This window comes from Paenibacillus sp. Soil766 (genome assembly GCF_001428105.1).
In the GTDB taxonomy this organism is placed as follows: domain Bacteria; phylum Bacillota; class Bacilli; order Paenibacillales; family NBRC-103111; genus Paenibacillus_E.
Genome location: NZ_LMSJ01000012.1, coordinates 1 through 13,542, shown reverse-complemented (window position 1 = coordinate 13,542; position 13,542 = coordinate 1). Strand labels below are relative to the sequence as shown.

Sequence of the window (13,542 nt, the reverse complement as noted above, 5' to 3'; positions counted from 1 at the left end):
TTAGCCTCCGGAGCTTGAGCTGGAGGAGGAGCTAAAACCGCTTGATTTACCACCTATGCTGCCTGATGAGGTTGATGTTGACTTGGAGCCACTGGTCGATGAGCCGCTAACTGAGGAACCAGATGTGCTTGATTTAGTGGTAGTTGACGATTTATTCGAATTCGAAGTAAAGGTCCCACTACCGCTTGAAGTTGTTGGTGTCTTCGTCGTTGAACGATTCGTAAACGAGCTTGGTTGATACGATTTATTCACATAAGGTGTATTAGATCGATAATAATACGAGCGATGATTATTCCCCCAACTGCTTGATGAATAAGGGCTTACGGTATTGAAAATCAGATGATACAGAAGCAAATCATCCCAGCCAAATCCACCGCCCGACACTTGATTCACAATAATCGGTGCCGTGCTCCCACCTGTTGTACTCGGTGTTGGCGTAGGTGTGGGTGCAGCTAAGCCTTTATCAGACGGTATAGGTAAGCTCCAGTCCACCTGCGGATCGTAATAGGCCTTAACATCCTCGTTCGACCATTCCACCAATTTAGATGAGCCTGCATTGGAACTAGGTGTCTCCGCAGCTTGAACCGTTCCTAGCAGCAATTGACCTGCCAAGATGAAGGTTAGTGAAGCTGATAGTACTTTAAGCGGTCGTTTCACTCCTTGCTCCCTCCCCCTTCTGAACCAGCTTTAACGAGAAGCAATTCGAAAACATCGAGATCCAAATTCAATCGCCCCTCAATCATTTCATATTCCTTCCCACCAACAAGAATAAAATTAGCCACATTTAAGGCTTGAATAAGTTGATCATCCCAAGCACGTTCTCCAAGTCGGAGCAGCTGCCCCTCGGGCAACTTTTCATAAAGTACGATTGTCATTCCGCTATACCTCCTCCACAACTAAAAACTTTCTACACATTTAAACGCACGAGGGATTCAATTGTTTCAAAATAGAAAAAAATAAAAAGCCTATCCATCGGATAGACTTTTTCCATTATACCTATTAATAGGCAATTCTTTTAGCTTTTAGAAATGTTTTTTTCCAATAGGCTTTATCAATACTGGAAATTTGCACGCCATTCTTAGGCTCAGGCGATGCATGAAGCATCTTCATGTTTCCGATGTAAATCCCTACATGGCCAACCGTTCTGTTCGTTTTGAAACGCCCTGGGACGTAGAAAAACAACAAATCACCTTTGCGCAACGACTTGCGAGATACCAAGTTACCTTTAGCACCTTGTTGACGTGCTACACGCGGCAGCTTGATATTATATTTCCCGAAAATATATTGGGTAAATGTGGAACAGTCGAAGCGGCCTGTTTTGGGGTAAGGCCCCGTGCCAAATTTATATTTGACTCCTAAATAGTTCTTTCCTTTGTTGATCATGGCATTGATATTGATATTTTTCAAAACCGGCATAACCTCGTCACCATTGTTTGCCGACCATACTGGTAGATCACCATTCGTTTGATTCGACATCCATGCCGGATTTACCCCATCTCCGTCGCCTTTGAATGGATCAGAAGGGTCATCCCCGAAGTTCAACTCGGGCGAGTTGTCATTCGCGCTTACAGGATCATCCTCATGTTCGATAATCGCAATAGGTGAAGCGTGAATTAAGACATCACTTGTCCTAACTTCATACGACATATCGTCTTGAAATAAATCCGCCAAATCAGAGACAGGTATATATGCCGTCGCACCTTCCTTCACTACAGGCTGGCTTAGTTGAATATCTGCCCCATCCTTTACGGCTTTGTTCGAGTTCATTATTAGTTCAAAGTTAGCATCATTATCCCCTATCATTAGCTTACCTTCTGAATCTTCCCATTCGGACTGAAATTTGAGTGTTTTAATTAATTCCTGAGCAGATACATAATTTACGTTCCCAATTTGTTTCATCGGCAGGACCGCATCATTGCTTGCAAGCCCAATGATATCCGTGCCTGCTTGCGACATACTCTTTGTAACCGAATTACCAGGGCTAGCTAAACTCGTTGGGCTTTGCGACGGGGTTACACTCTGTGGGTTTGTGTTATCCTTCCCACATGCCGTCGTAATTGCCAGTATGGCAATCACGCTACCTATTGCTGGTGTCTTTAGCTTATTCCACATCAAATTCTCTCTCCTTAAGGAACACATTATGATCCTTTATAGAGTGAGACAAGTGGCATGCAATTATACAATTCCTGCGTTCATTCTGACATGTCGTTTGTTGGAAGTATAAGCGTGGTAAACATGCGAAAAAGCGTGTCAGAGAGCAATCTCTGACACGCTTTTTGTTATCAATACGATTAACCGATAGATCCTTCCATCTCAAACTTGATGAGACGGTTCATTTCCACGGCATATTCCATCGGAAGTTCTTTGGTAAATGGCTCAATGAAGCCCATAACGATCATTTGCGTAGCTTCAGCTTCTGTAAGTCCACGGCTCATGAGGTAGAACAATTGATCCTCAGATACCTTGGATACTGTCGCTTCATGCTCAAGTGTAATGTTATCGTTCATGATTTCATTGTACGGAATTGTATCCGAAGTTGACTCGTTATCCAAGATTAACGTATCGCACTTGATGTTAGCTTTGGAACCTTGGGAGTTACGTCCGAAGGAAGCCAAACCACGGTAAGTTACTTTACCGCCATGCTTGGAAATCGACTTGGAAACAATCGTCGATGTTGTATCTGGTGCCAAATGCGTCATTTTCGCGCCCGCATCTTGATGTTGACCTTTGCCCGCAACAGCGATGGAAAGAACCATCCCTTTAGCGCCGCGGCCTTTAAGAACAACGGCTGGGTACTTCATTGTCAGCTTGGAACCGATGTTGCCATCAACCCACTCCATGGTAGCTCCTTCTTCTGCAACCGCACGTTTGGTGACGAGGTTGTAGATGTTAGGTGCCCAGTTTTGGATCGTTGTGTAACGAGCACGAGAGTTTTTCAAACAAACGATCTCAACAACCGCACTATGAAGGGAGTTCGTGCTATAGATAGGAGCTGTACAACCCTCTACGTAGTGAACGAAGCTATCCTCATCGGTGATGATTAGAGTACGCTCGAATTGACCCATGTTCTCGGAGTTAATACGGAAATAAGCTTGCAAAGGCACTTCACATTTAACGCCTTTTGGTACGTAGATGAAAGATCCACCTGACCAAACAGCACTGTTCAAAGCAGCAAATTTGTTATCGGAAGGAGGAATGATCGTTCCGAAATATTGTTTGAACAACTCTGGGTATTCACGAAGCGCTGTGTCTGTATCGGTGAAGATAACACCTTGATCTTCAAGTTCTTTTTGCATGCTGTGGTAAACAACCTCGGATTCATACTGTGCAGATACACCAGCAAGGAACTTTTGCTCTGCTTCAGGAATACCCAACTTGTCGAATGTTTCTTTAATTTCTGTAGGAACTTCTTCCCACGTTTTACCTTGCTTCTCGGATGGACGAACATAGTATTGGATATCATCGAAATCCAAATCATCCATGTTTCCGCCCCAACGCGGCATCGGCATTTTGAAGAATTGCTCAAGGGATTTCAGACGGAATTCCAACATCCATTCTGGTTCGCCTTTAATTCTTGAGATTTCTTCAACTATTTCACGAGTTAAGCCTTTACCGGATTGGAAAATGGACTTGTGCTCATCTCTAAAACCATATTTGTAATCCTCTAAATCTGGCATTTGTTTCGCCATGGTTGATTCCTCCTTAACGTTCTTTTGCTTACCATATGTTAAACCTATTCCACCGCAAATGCGTTAGTTATCGGTTTTATGAGAATGTTCAATCCCTTTGCGTAGTGCGTTCCACGCCAAAGTTGCGCATTTAATCCTCGCAGGGAATTTGTTAACACCCGACAGGGCCTCAATGTCTTCATATTCAAACTCTACGGATTCGCCCTTCATCAAGCCGGAGAAGTCGTCAGCCATTTTCAGTGCTTCTTCAATGGTTTTACCTTTGACTGCATCCGTCATCATGGATGCAGAGGATAAGCTAATCGAGCAGCCTTCACCTGTGAATTTCGCCATTTTTACGATTCCCTCTTCAACTTGCATTTGCAGAGAAATTTTATCCCCACAGGTTGGGTTGTTAAGATCAATCGTAACGGACTCTCCGGACTCAAATTTCCCACGGTTGCGAGGAGTTTTATAGTGATCCATAATTACTCTACGGTATAAATCATCCAATTGCATCGCCGAAGTACTCCTTTGTTTTCAGTAAAGCCTTCACAAGACGGTCTACATCATCTTCCGTATTGTATAAATAAAAGCTTGCACGAGCTGTGCTGCTTTGTTCTAACCATCTCATTAGAGGCTGGCAACAGTGGTGACCGGCACGAACTGCAATGCCCATGGAATCCAAAACGGTTGCCACATCGTGTGGATGTACATCTCCAAGATTGAAAGTTACAAGACCTGCACGATTCGTTGTAGGACCATAAACAGCTAAATCTGGAATCTGCATCATACGTTCCAATGCATAATTCGTGAGCTCTATATCATGTTTAAATATGTTATCCATCCCAACTTCTGTTAAGAAGTCGATGGCCGCTCCAAGCCCAACTGCTCCTGCAATCATAGGCGTTCCGCCTTCGAATTTCCACGGAAGTTCCTTCCAAGTCGACTCATAAAAATCGACATGATCGATCATTTCGCCGCCAAACTCAATGGGTTCCATGTTATTCAATAAAGACTTCTTCCCATACAATGCCCCGATTCCAGTAGGCCCACACATCTTATGTCCAGATAGTCCATAAAAGTCACAATCCAAATCTTGTACGTCCACTTTCATATGAGGCGTGCTTTGTGCACCATCGACCATGATTTTCGCACCATGCTTATGGGCAATTTGCGCGATCTCCTTGATCGGGTTGATCACACCTAGCACGTTGGACACATACACGATCGAAACCATTTTGGTACGTTCCGTAATCGTGTTTTCCACATCGGCTAGGGAGATGGATCCATCAGGCTGCAACGGGATATATTTTAAAATGGCTCCAGTCTTCTTCGCAGCTTGCTGCCAAGGGATCAGGTTGCTATGATGCTCCATCGGAGTAAGGACGATTTCATCGCCCTCACGCAGTACCGACTGTGCATAGCTCGCTGCCACAATATTGATAGCGGTTGTCGTGCCTCTAGTGAAAATAATTTCCTGCTCACTGGCTGCGCCGATGAACTTAGCCACTTTGGCTCTTGCTCCTTCATACGCATCCGTTGCTCGGGAACCTAGGGTGTGAACCCCGCGATGAACGTTCGCATTATCCCACTCGTAGTAATGCTTCAGTGCCTCAATCACCTGAATAGGCTTCTGGGAAGTAGCAGCACTATCCAAGTAAACCAGAGGATGACCGTTCACTTCTTGCTTCAGAATGGGAAAAAGTTCACGTATCTCGGCAGGTATCATTGTCCTAGCTTCCTCTCCACTAAGCTTTGCAGCTGTTCTTCAACGCTCTTAACCGGAATCTCGGAAACAACAGGTGCCAAGAATCCGTAAATGATTAAACGTTGAGCTTCTTCCTTTGTAATCCCACGGGACATGAGGTAGTGAACTTGTTCGGCATTCACTTGCCCGACACTCGCAGCATGACCTGCTTTAACATCATCTTCGTCAATCAGAAGAATTGGATTCGCGTCTCCGCGAGCTTTCGGGCTAAGCATCAGAACTTTCTCGGTTTGTTGACCGTTACAGCCTGTTGCGCCTTTCTCAATCTTCGTGATCCCGTTAATAATCGCTGTTGCGCCATCACGCATAACAGCACGTGTAATCATATCGCTTGTTGACGCTTTGCCCCAATGTACAGCGCGAGTCGTCAGATTGAGCTTCTGTTCTTGGGTTCCAACACAGATGACTTTCGCATCTGAATCGGATCCTTTACCTTTCAGAACAGAGGTTGTATCGGACATGGAATTTCCATAGTTCAACTCACCAACAACCCAACCAATGCGGGAATCATCTTCAAGAATTGCACGGCGATACGTAAGATCTGTCACAGATTCTTCCAGGCTGTGAATCGAAGAATAGCTCACACGTGATCCAGGTTTTGCAAATACTTCAACAATCCCGTTCTGTACAAGCGCTGCGCCGCCAACGGAGGACACGAAGTTATCTACATACGTAACGGAGCTGAACTGTTCAGCAACAATCAAAACATGCGGTGCAAACGTTGCTTCTGCATCATCTGCAACAAACAAAGCTTGAAGGGGAATATCAACAACGACGTTTTTCGGAACGTAGATGAAGATACCGCCATTCCACAATGCCGCATGCAAAGCAGTCAGCTGATTTTCATTTGCTTGAACAGCTTGCATGAAGTAAGGCTTAACCAAATCGCCATGCTCGCGAACAGCTGTTTCAAGATCTGTGAAAATAACGCCTTGCTTTTTCAATTCTTCCGACACTTGATTGAATACAATACCAGAATTGCGTTGGACAATCAGATTATCGGAACTCGTTAATCCCTTGGCCACTTCAGGCAAAGCATCAAGTGAGCTCAAAGTTGCTTGCTCTTTATGGGAACCGTAGGCAGAGATGCTCCAACGGTCAATTCTTGTTTTTTCTAATATAGGTAATTCCAACGAATTCGCTAATGCTACCCCTTCAGCACGAAGGGCTGTCATCCACTCCGGCTCTTGCTTGCTGCGGGAGAGCTCAGTAACAGCATTAGTATCGATGGAAAGTGTTGTTTTAGTGCTCATGATTTCCTCCATTTATAAGTATCTTTGACCCTGCGATCAAAGTCTCTCATCTCCTAGTACTTCGGCCCAGTTGTGTTCATTGGTACTTTGAATTCTTCCGTATCTTGACCAACCGTTTCATCAACGATGCCGAGTTCTTCTTTGATCCAATCGTAACCTTCCGCTTCCAGACGCTCTGCGAGCTCAGGACCACCGGACTTCACGATGCGACCTTGCATCATAACATGTACAAAATCAGGCTTAACGTAGTTCAACAAACGTTGGTAATGCGTAATGATCAAGAATCCGCGCTCTTCACTGCGCATCGCATTAACACCTTCAGCAACGATACGCAGGGCATCGATATCTAGACCGGAGTCGATTTCATCAAGGATAACAAATTTAGGCTCAAGCAAAAGCATTTGTAGAATTTCATTACGCTTCTTCTCACCGCCGGAGAAGCCTTCGTTCAAGTAACGGTGCATGAACTCAGGGTTCATTTCCAGTTGCTTCATTTTCGCTTCCATTTGACGGATGAACTTGATCAAAGAAATTTCGTTACCTTCACCGCGGCGAACGTTCATTGCACTGCGCAAGAAGTCAGCATTCGTTACGCCAGTGATTTCGCTTGGGTACTGCATAGCCAAGAACAAGCCAGCGCGTGCTCTTTCATCAACAGCCATCTCAAGAACATCTTCGCCATCTAAAGTAACTGAGCCCTCTGTTACTTCATATTTCGGGTGACCCATTAACGCGGATGCCAAAGTACTTTTACCAGTACCGTTCGGCCCCATGATCGCGTGAATTTCGCCGCCTTTGATTTCTAGGCTAAGACCTTTCAAAATTTCCTTTCCTTCGATGGTCGCTTTCAGACCCTCTATTGTAAATGTTGTTGAATTTGCCATTTTCTTTAAGCCTCCATAATGTTTGAGTGTACTAGATAGATGACAATCAAAGTAATGATTATCACTGATTCTCATTAGAATAATTCTATTATAACTTACTGTAACAAATCAAGAAAGGGCAATTCCGTGAAAAAGGGGAGCGTTTTGTGAAATGCTACGTAAATTTTACGCCAAAGTACGTTTAATTTCAGCAACTTGTGCGCTAAATTCGTCCTCATTCAACACGGGGATCATGTCGGAATCATCCGGGATCAATGCCTGCAGTTGTATCCATGATTTGCAGCCAATATAGGCCTGTTCGATCTCTATTTGGATCGGTTCTTTCAGTGTATAAACCCTTAAAATCATTATATGCAGCGGGTTTTTCCGTTTCCACTTCAAACGCTCTTCTGTGAAATTTTCAGTCCAAATATGAAATGGAAATAGCAGATTGAGCTTTTCCTGATCGCTGACCTCGATATCTTCAACCACACGGGCAAAAGAACTGATCGTAACATGTGTATCTTGTGCACGCCAGTTGACCAACGTTTCATCGATAATCCCACGATACTGCTCTTTCAGTAGTTCTTTTCTCTGATGCTCATATGTTGGATAGAGAAAGAAATCATTCGATTCCACCTGGAAATCTCTCGTTTCTTCAACAATACCTCCCTTGCGCATAATAAAAATTTGCGAGCCAGCCTCTAGCGCTTTGACCGCAGAAGCCCACTCCTTCAATGCTTTCCCATCCCCCATGTCGCCACCCCCTCGTTCTCCTCATTAATCTATCTATTATAAATAAACTTTGTAAGCAAAACAAATGCAGATTGGCATTTTTCAGAAAATAAAAAGGAACAGCCCGAAAAATCAGCCATTCCTTTTGGTAATCTTACCCTCGAATTCAAATCTAAAACAAAATCTCATTAGCCTTTATTATATTAGAAAATTTGGCGAGTATTCCAATGTGATGACTTATGATTTGCTCTGCAGTTAATTCATCGGAATCATAGGTGCTATGGCAATAGCTTGCTAATTCAACTCTAAAGCCGTTTGAGAACGCAGTTTTCACAGTAGTATCTATACAGTACTCGGTTTGAACCCCGCACATAAAAAAGGAATGGCGCTAAAATCAGGCCATTCCTTCTTTTATTTCACTGATTCTGTGTAATACGTCAGCTGCATTCGGGCAAACTGATTTTGATCATGTTTCATTGGATTCGGGTCATGGGTGCTGTCAGGTGCCTTTGCCTGGTAGGCAAGAAGTAAGAACATGGTGCCTAGGGCAACGACCAATAGGACATTCAGAAGTTTCATCCATTCACATCCTTTGAAATCAGGTTGTCTCTAGGATAATGGAATTTCATATCTTGAATGTTTGTTTGAATTAAAGATTGTGTAAATATTTCAACCCAAAAATGATTGCAGCATCCAGCGATGCTTTTCCAACGAAGTTTGGATCGCCAAAAGCATATCCGAGGTGGTATCGTCGCTCGCTTCCTCACAGATCCCCATGCCCGCTTTCAACTCTTGCGTAAGGATTGTGAAATCTTCAATAATCGCTTCAACCATTTTTGTAGCTGATTCCGTGCCAGATGCTTCCTTAAGTGAAGAAATCTCTAAGTAAGCTTTCATCGTTGCGGCAGGTTGACCGCCAATCGCTAATAATCGTTCAGCCAACTCATCCACATGCAGCGCAGCCTCATTGTAGAGCTCCTCAAATTTTACATGAAGTGTAAAAAATTGATTCCCTTTTACATACCAATGAAAATTATGAAGCTTTACGAACAGTAAATTCCAGTTTGAAATTTGCTTATTAAGAACAGTTTGTATGGATTGTGTTGAAACTAGTGTTGCGCTCGTCATTCAAATCCTCCTTCATTTCGCCTAAAAAATCGTCCTTGTACACGCTAATTTACGTTAATCACGCGGATTTTATGTAAAATAAACGACATTTCTGAAAAGTGTATTTCATGCAGAAACAATTTGTCTTATACTAGGTAAAGACTATTAATACTCAGTAAATTAGTTGGAATTAATTCCAATCACTTAAGATGACGCTTACGAAGTCAGTTTTCTGACGAAAACTTTTAGGAGGTTCATTCATGTCCACTTATCATCCGTTATCGGAAGCACAAGCCATTGAATACGCACGCCGTATTCCGCAATTATTTCAAGCAGGTTCTGAACTGGCCAGCCAAGAAATCGGGGATGGGAATTTAAACCTCGTATTTCGTATAACAGAAGCTGCTACAGGTAAAAGTATTATTTTGAAGCAAGCTCTTCCTTATGCCAAAGTTGTTGGGGAATCCTGGCCGCTGACGCTTGATCGTGCACGCATTGAGAGCGAAGCTTTGATCATTGAAGAAGGGCTCGTGCCAGACCTTGTCCCACATGTGTACGCCTATGATGCAGACCTAGCGCTTACAGTCATGGAAGATTTGAGCGATCACGTGATCATGCGCAGAGGGTTGATTGAGGGTAACCAATACCCACTTTTTGCTGAGCATATCGGGCGCTTCCTAGCGAATACGCTTTTCTTCACTTCCGATTTAGGCAAAAATCAACAAGAGAAAAAGATTCAGCTGGGACGCTTCATCAACCCTGAACTTTGCAAAATCACGGAAGATTTGATCTTCGATGATCCGTATCGTGATGCGGAAACGAACAATTTTGAAGCAGCTATCCGCGATGCCGTGGAACAACTTTGGGTAGACAATGAGCTTCACTTAGAGGTAGCCATTCTGCGCAGCAAGTTCCTTACTCAGGCACAAGCGTTGTTGCATGGCGACTTGCATACGGGCAGTATTTTCATCAAACCCGATTCAACAAAAGTGATTGACCCTGAATTTGCTTATTATGGCCCGATGGGCTTCGATATTGGCGCTGTACTAGCTAACCTATTGCTTAACTTTGCGGCTCAAGAAGGTTGGAGTAAGGACGAAGAAAGCCGTTCCTCATTCCGTGCATATTTAACACAAACTGTGAAGGATGTATGGACGCATTTCGAACAAAACTTCCGTGCATTATGGAATGAGCATGGGGTAGATCGTGTATTTGCCGCTCCAGGCTACCAAGATTATTTCATCGCAGGCTTGCTGCGTGATACAGTCGGATTCACAGGTGCCAAAATGGTACGCCGTGTAGTCGGTCTTGCCCACGTTGCAGATATCGATAAAATTGAAGACGCGGCAGCAAGAGAGCGCGCACAACGATTGGCACTTACAATCGGCACAGCATGCCTTCGTGCTAACCGTCAGGTAGCAACGATTGATGAACTAATAGCAATTGCAACACGAGCAGCAGAAAGAGGTTATGTACTATGACGACGAACGTAGAGAATGAAAACGTAAAAGATCAAAATCAAGAACAAGGTGCCCTGCAATCCTTGCGTTGGAATGGCCAGCAGTTGGATTTGCTTGATCAACGACTGCTGCCGGAGGAGATTGTGTACTTGCCGCTGGAAACACCGATTGAGGTGTGGGAAGCGATTCGGCACTTGAAAGTTCGCGGCGCACCTGCGATCGGGATCGCCGCCGCGTATGGGGTGTATCTCGGCATCCGCGGCGTGGATGCCGCGGTAGACGGGCTTCTGACGGAAGTCCAGAAGCAAGCGGATTACCTGGCGACGTCACGTCCGACAGCGGTGAACTTGTTCTGGGCGCTCGATCGCATGCGTGCGAGAGCGGATGTATTGGCAGCCGAGGGCGTGAGTCCGGATGCGTTCAAAGCTGCGCTTCTAACAGAAGCGCAAGTGATTCAGGCGGAGGACGAAGACACCAACCGCCGTATCGGCGAACATGCGCTCACGCTGTTCGAGGATGGGTTCGGCGTGCTGACGCACTGCAACGCCGGCGGATTGGCTACCGCCAAGTACGGCACGGCGCTCGCGCCGTTCTACTTGGCGAAGGAGCAAGGGATGAACATCAAAGTGTTCGCCGATGAAACTCGGCCCGTGCTCCAAGGCGCGCGGCTCACGGCTTTTGAACTGCAGCAGGCTGGCGTAGATGTCACGCTGATCTGTGACAACATGGCCGGGGCGGTTATGGCCAAGGGGTGGATTCAAGCGGTCATCGTCGGAACGGACCGTGTTGCGGCAAACGGCGATGTAGCCAACAAAATCGGCACATACAGCGTAGCTGTGCTGGCGAAGGCGCATGGCATCCCGTTCTATGTGGCAAGTCCACTGTCAACGATCGACTTGAACACTCCGACTGGCGGCGATATTCCGATCGAGGAGCGCCACGAGGACGAGATCACGCAAGGTTTCGGCAAGCGTACAGCACCTGCTGGCGTGAAAGTGTTCAATCCGGCGTTCGATGTGACGCCAAATGAGTATGTAACTGCGATTATCACGGAAAAAGGTATCGTTCAGGCACCTTATGGCGGAAATCTTCGTAAGCTTTTCGAATAGATCTTCAAAGTCTTTGTTTGGTACTTACAGACGGTTCGGCCCCTTAATTATGGAGTCTTTCTAATAAATACTCGCCATTTCGCAGTTTCTCGTTTTTTTGTATCTCGTGTGAACTGGACCAATTTTGCTAAAGGGTAAANCGGTTCGGCCCCTTAATTATGGAGTCTTTCTAATAAATACTCGCCATTTCGCAGTTTCTCGTTTTTTTGTATCTCGTGTGAACTGGACCAATTTTGCTAAAGGGTAAACTCAACTGCTCCTAATTCATTTGTCTTCCATGACTCATGGTATTGGCTTGGACTCATTCTGTGTAAGCTACCGTGGAAGCGACGATTGTTGTAGTACTCTATGTAGATGTGTACTCTCTGGTAAGCTTCTTCAAATGTTTCAAAGTATTCCTTTGTGTACACATCTCGTTCAATGATGCTATGGAATGACTCAATGTATGCGTTCATGTTGGGTGTCTTGGGCGGTATACGTTCGTGTTCAATTGGACGGTTTTTATCTGCACACATGTCCCCAAAGGCATGGCTAAGAAACTGAGGACCGTTATCTGAACGTATGACCGGTGCAGGTTCTCCAGGCTTCAGACGAGCCTCTAAAGCGCGTTTTACGGCCGCACATACATCCTTCGCATCACAGCTTGACCCTAAGTGATAGCCGACAATGTAACGATCAAATACGTCAATCATGTCAAAGAGAAAAAAGAAGCGATCATAGCYGTGAACATAACCATACTTGATGTCGATCTGCCAAAGTTGATTAGGGCCTGTAACTAAGCGATTCTTCGCGATACGCCTGGGGTGCTTAAACTTCTTGTTTGGTTTTTTCTGAAGCARACCTAGCTTCCTGCAGAGCCTATACGCCTTCTTGTGGTTGAGGATAAGGCCACGTTGCACATAAAGTGCATGGGCTAGATTACGATAGCCGTAACCGCTCTCCTCGCCCTCTACCAATTCCATTAGCCATTCTTCGATCTGCGTATCGTTGATCTTCTGCCCGTCTGTCGTCAGAGAGTATTTGGGAACTGGACGCCCTAAAGCAACCCGATCTTTTACTAGAGGTTTTGGTTGCTTAGAATTTCGCTTCCTTCTAGCGTAGTACGTCGATTCATGAACGCCGATTATTCGCAGTACTGGTGCCGCTGCATAGCCCCGCTTAATTGCTTTACCGGCTATTTCAAGTTTGTCTTGTAAGCGGGGTTGCTCTTTTTTAGAAGTTCACGTAGCAACTGTATTTCAAGATCTTTCTCACCYAAAAGCTTTACCGCTGTGTCCATCTTAGATTCCAACTCCTGTAGGCGCTTTGAATCATCGATACGCTCACTGACGGAAGGAAGATCTTCCTCTCCAAATCTTTCTTTATAGAATTTCACCCAGTTCGTAATCGTACTAGGAGATACGGAATATTTACGTGCCAGGAAAGATATTTTCGTTCCGCTAAGTGCCTCWTGGGCAACTTTGATACGCTGCTCATCATATAGGATATTGCTTTTCATACATCTCATTCCCCCTCATCAATATTGTACTTCATGCATATTGAAGACTCCAATCCAATTAGGGGGCTTAAGAGAAAG

Annotated in this window: 16 protein-coding genes; 2 read left to right on the top strand and 14 right to left on the bottom strand. The window is 44.9% G+C overall.

From position 1 onward, the window contains the following. The 12 genes from ASG89_RS09540 to ASG89_RS09495 all read right to left on the bottom strand — a co-directional run bounded on the left by ASG89_RS09540 (position 1) and on the right by ASG89_RS09495 (position 9,418). Positions 1-657, bottom strand: a complete 657-nt coding sequence (locus tag ASG89_RS09540; RefSeq protein ID WP_057310360.1) for a hypothetical protein — start codon at positions 655-657, stop codon at positions 1-3. After that, positions 654-875 carry a hypothetical protein gene (locus tag ASG89_RS09535; RefSeq protein WP_057310359.1) on the bottom strand — a complete coding sequence of 74 codons (222 nt, stop codon included), beginning with the start codon at positions 873-875 and terminating at the stop codon, positions 654-656. The genes ASG89_RS09540 and ASG89_RS09535 overlap by 4 nt, the downstream gene beginning before the upstream one ends. Positions 876-999: 124 nt before the next feature. Further along, entirely contained in the window at positions 1,000-2,112 is a 1,113-nt protein-coding gene (locus tag ASG89_RS09530; protein ID WP_057310358.1) for a C40 family peptidase, read from the bottom strand. Between the two features lie 179 nt (positions 2,113-2,291). Beyond that, complete coding sequence (gene sufB / locus ASG89_RS09525) at positions 2,292-3,689, bottom strand: Fe-S cluster assembly protein SufB (protein WP_057310357.1); 1,398 nt, start codon at positions 3,687-3,689, stop codon at positions 2,292-2,294. Between the two features lie 63 nt (positions 3,690-3,752). Continuing rightward, on the bottom strand, positions 3,753-4,187 hold the full coding sequence (gene sufU / locus ASG89_RS09520; RefSeq protein WP_057310356.1) for a Fe-S cluster assembly sulfur transfer protein SufU: 435 nt from the start codon (positions 4,185-4,187) through the stop codon (positions 3,753-3,755). Continuing rightward, positions 4,174-5,400, bottom strand: coding sequence for a cysteine desulfurase (locus ASG89_RS09515; RefSeq protein WP_057310355.1), 1,227 nt, complete (start codon positions 5,398-5,400; stop codon positions 4,174-4,176). The genes sufU and ASG89_RS09515 overlap by 14 nt, the downstream gene beginning before the upstream one ends. Further along, complete coding sequence (gene sufD / locus ASG89_RS09510) at positions 5,397-6,692, bottom strand: Fe-S cluster assembly protein SufD (RefSeq protein ID WP_057310354.1); 1,296 nt, start codon at positions 6,690-6,692, stop codon at positions 5,397-5,399. Before sufD ends, ASG89_RS09515 begins: the two co-directional genes overlap by 4 nt. Before the next feature lie 53 nt (positions 6,693-6,745). Further along, on the bottom strand, positions 6,746-7,576 hold the full coding sequence (sufC, locus tag ASG89_RS09505) for a Fe-S cluster assembly ATPase SufC (RefSeq protein ID WP_057310353.1): 831 nt from the start codon (positions 7,574-7,576) through the stop codon (positions 6,746-6,748). Positions 7,577-7,741: 165 nt separating this feature from the next. After that, the gene (locus ASG89_RS09500; RefSeq protein WP_057310352.1) at positions 7,742-8,311 is read right to left on the bottom strand and encodes a DUF1802 family protein; all 570 of its coding nucleotides are present in this window, start codon (positions 8,309-8,311) and stop codon (positions 7,742-7,744) included. 151 nt (positions 8,312-8,462) lie between these two features. Then, a complete protein-coding gene (locus ASG89_RS35520; protein WP_082592945.1) occupies positions 8,463-8,663 on the bottom strand; it encodes an isochorismatase family protein in 201 nt (66 codons plus the stop codon). 38 nt (positions 8,664-8,701) lie between these two features. Further along, a complete protein-coding gene (locus tag ASG89_RS36235) occupies positions 8,702-8,869 on the bottom strand; it encodes a hypothetical protein (protein ID WP_157276586.1) in 168 nt (55 codons plus the stop codon). 90 nt (positions 8,870-8,959) lie between these two features. Next, positions 8,960-9,418 (bottom strand): Dps family protein, encoded by a 459-nt coding sequence (locus ASG89_RS09495; RefSeq protein ID WP_057310351.1) that lies wholly within the window; start codon positions 9,416-9,418, stop codon positions 8,960-8,962. Between the two features lie 239 nt (positions 9,419-9,657). Here ASG89_RS09495 and mtnK point away from each other — a divergent pair, with 239 nt between their 5' ends. Then, positions 9,658-10,878 (top strand): S-methyl-5-thioribose kinase, encoded by a 1,221-nt coding sequence (gene mtnK, locus ASG89_RS09490; RefSeq protein WP_057310350.1) that lies wholly within the window; start codon positions 9,658-9,660, stop codon positions 10,876-10,878. Next, entirely contained in the window at positions 10,875-11,966 is a 1,092-nt protein-coding gene (mtnA, locus tag ASG89_RS09485) for an S-methyl-5-thioribose-1-phosphate isomerase (RefSeq protein WP_057310349.1), read from the top strand. Before mtnK ends, mtnA begins: the two co-directional genes overlap by 4 nt. Positions 11,967-12,202: 236 nt before the next feature. On the opposite strand, the gene ASG89_RS09480 is transcribed toward mtnA, so the two are convergent. Together ASG89_RS09480 and ASG89_RS09475 are read right to left on the bottom strand one after the other, a co-directional pair. Beyond that, the gene (locus ASG89_RS09480) at positions 12,203-13,129 is read right to left on the bottom strand and encodes an IS3 family transposase (RefSeq protein ID WP_268795611.1); all 927 of its coding nucleotides are present in this window, start codon (positions 13,127-13,129) and stop codon (positions 12,203-12,205) included. Between the two features lie 11 nt (positions 13,130-13,140). Continuing rightward, positions 13,141-13,464, bottom strand: a complete 324-nt coding sequence (locus ASG89_RS09475; protein ID WP_057310347.1) for a transposase — start codon at positions 13,462-13,464, stop codon at positions 13,141-13,143. Positions 13,465-13,542: the final 78 nt, after the last annotated feature.

Excerpts from the sequence above, each read along its gene's own strand:
- ASG89_RS09535 (WP_057310359.1), bottom strand. The coding sequence starts at position 875 with ATGACAATCGTACTTTATGAAAAGTTGCCCGAGGGGCAGCTGCTCCGA.
- ASG89_RS09530 (WP_057310358.1), bottom strand. The coding sequence starts at position 2,112 with ATGTGGAATAAGCTAAAGACACCAGCAATAGGTAGCGTGATTGCCATA.
- sufB (WP_057310357.1), bottom strand. The coding sequence starts at position 3,689 with ATGGCGAAACAAATGCCAGATTTAGAGGATTACAAATATGGTTTTAGA.
- sufU (WP_057310356.1), bottom strand. The coding sequence starts at position 4,187 with ATGCAATTGGATGATTTATACCGTAGAGTAATTATGGATCACTATAAA.
- ASG89_RS09515 (WP_057310355.1), bottom strand. The coding sequence starts at position 5,400 with ATGATACCTGCCGAGATACGTGAACTTTTTCCCATTCTGAAGCAAGAA.
- sufD (WP_057310354.1), bottom strand. The coding sequence starts at position 6,692 with ATGAGCACTAAAACAACACTTTCCATCGATACTAATGCTGTTACTGAG.
- sufC (WP_057310353.1), bottom strand. The coding sequence starts at position 7,576 with ATGGCAAATTCAACAACATTTACAATAGAGGGTCTGAAAGCGACCATC.
- ASG89_RS09500 (WP_057310352.1), bottom strand. The coding sequence starts at position 8,311 with ATGGGGGATGGGAAAGCATTGAAGGAGTGGGCTTCTGCGGTCAAAGCG.
- ASG89_RS35520 (WP_082592945.1), bottom strand. The coding sequence starts at position 8,663 with ATGTGCGGGGTTCAAACCGAGTACTGTATAGATACTACTGTGAAAACT.
- ASG89_RS36235 (WP_157276586.1), bottom strand. The coding sequence starts at position 8,869 with ATGAAACTTCTGAATGTCCTATTGGTCGTTGCCCTAGGCACCATGTTC.
- ASG89_RS09495 (WP_057310351.1), bottom strand. The coding sequence starts at position 9,418 with ATGACGAGCGCAACACTAGTTTCAACACAATCCATACAAACTGTTCTT.
- mtnK (WP_057310350.1), top strand. The coding sequence starts at position 9,658 with ATGTCCACTTATCATCCGTTATCGGAAGCACAAGCCATTGAATACGCA.
- mtnA (WP_057310349.1), top strand. The coding sequence starts at position 10,875 with ATGACGACGAACGTAGAGAATGAAAACGTAAAAGATCAAAATCAAGAA.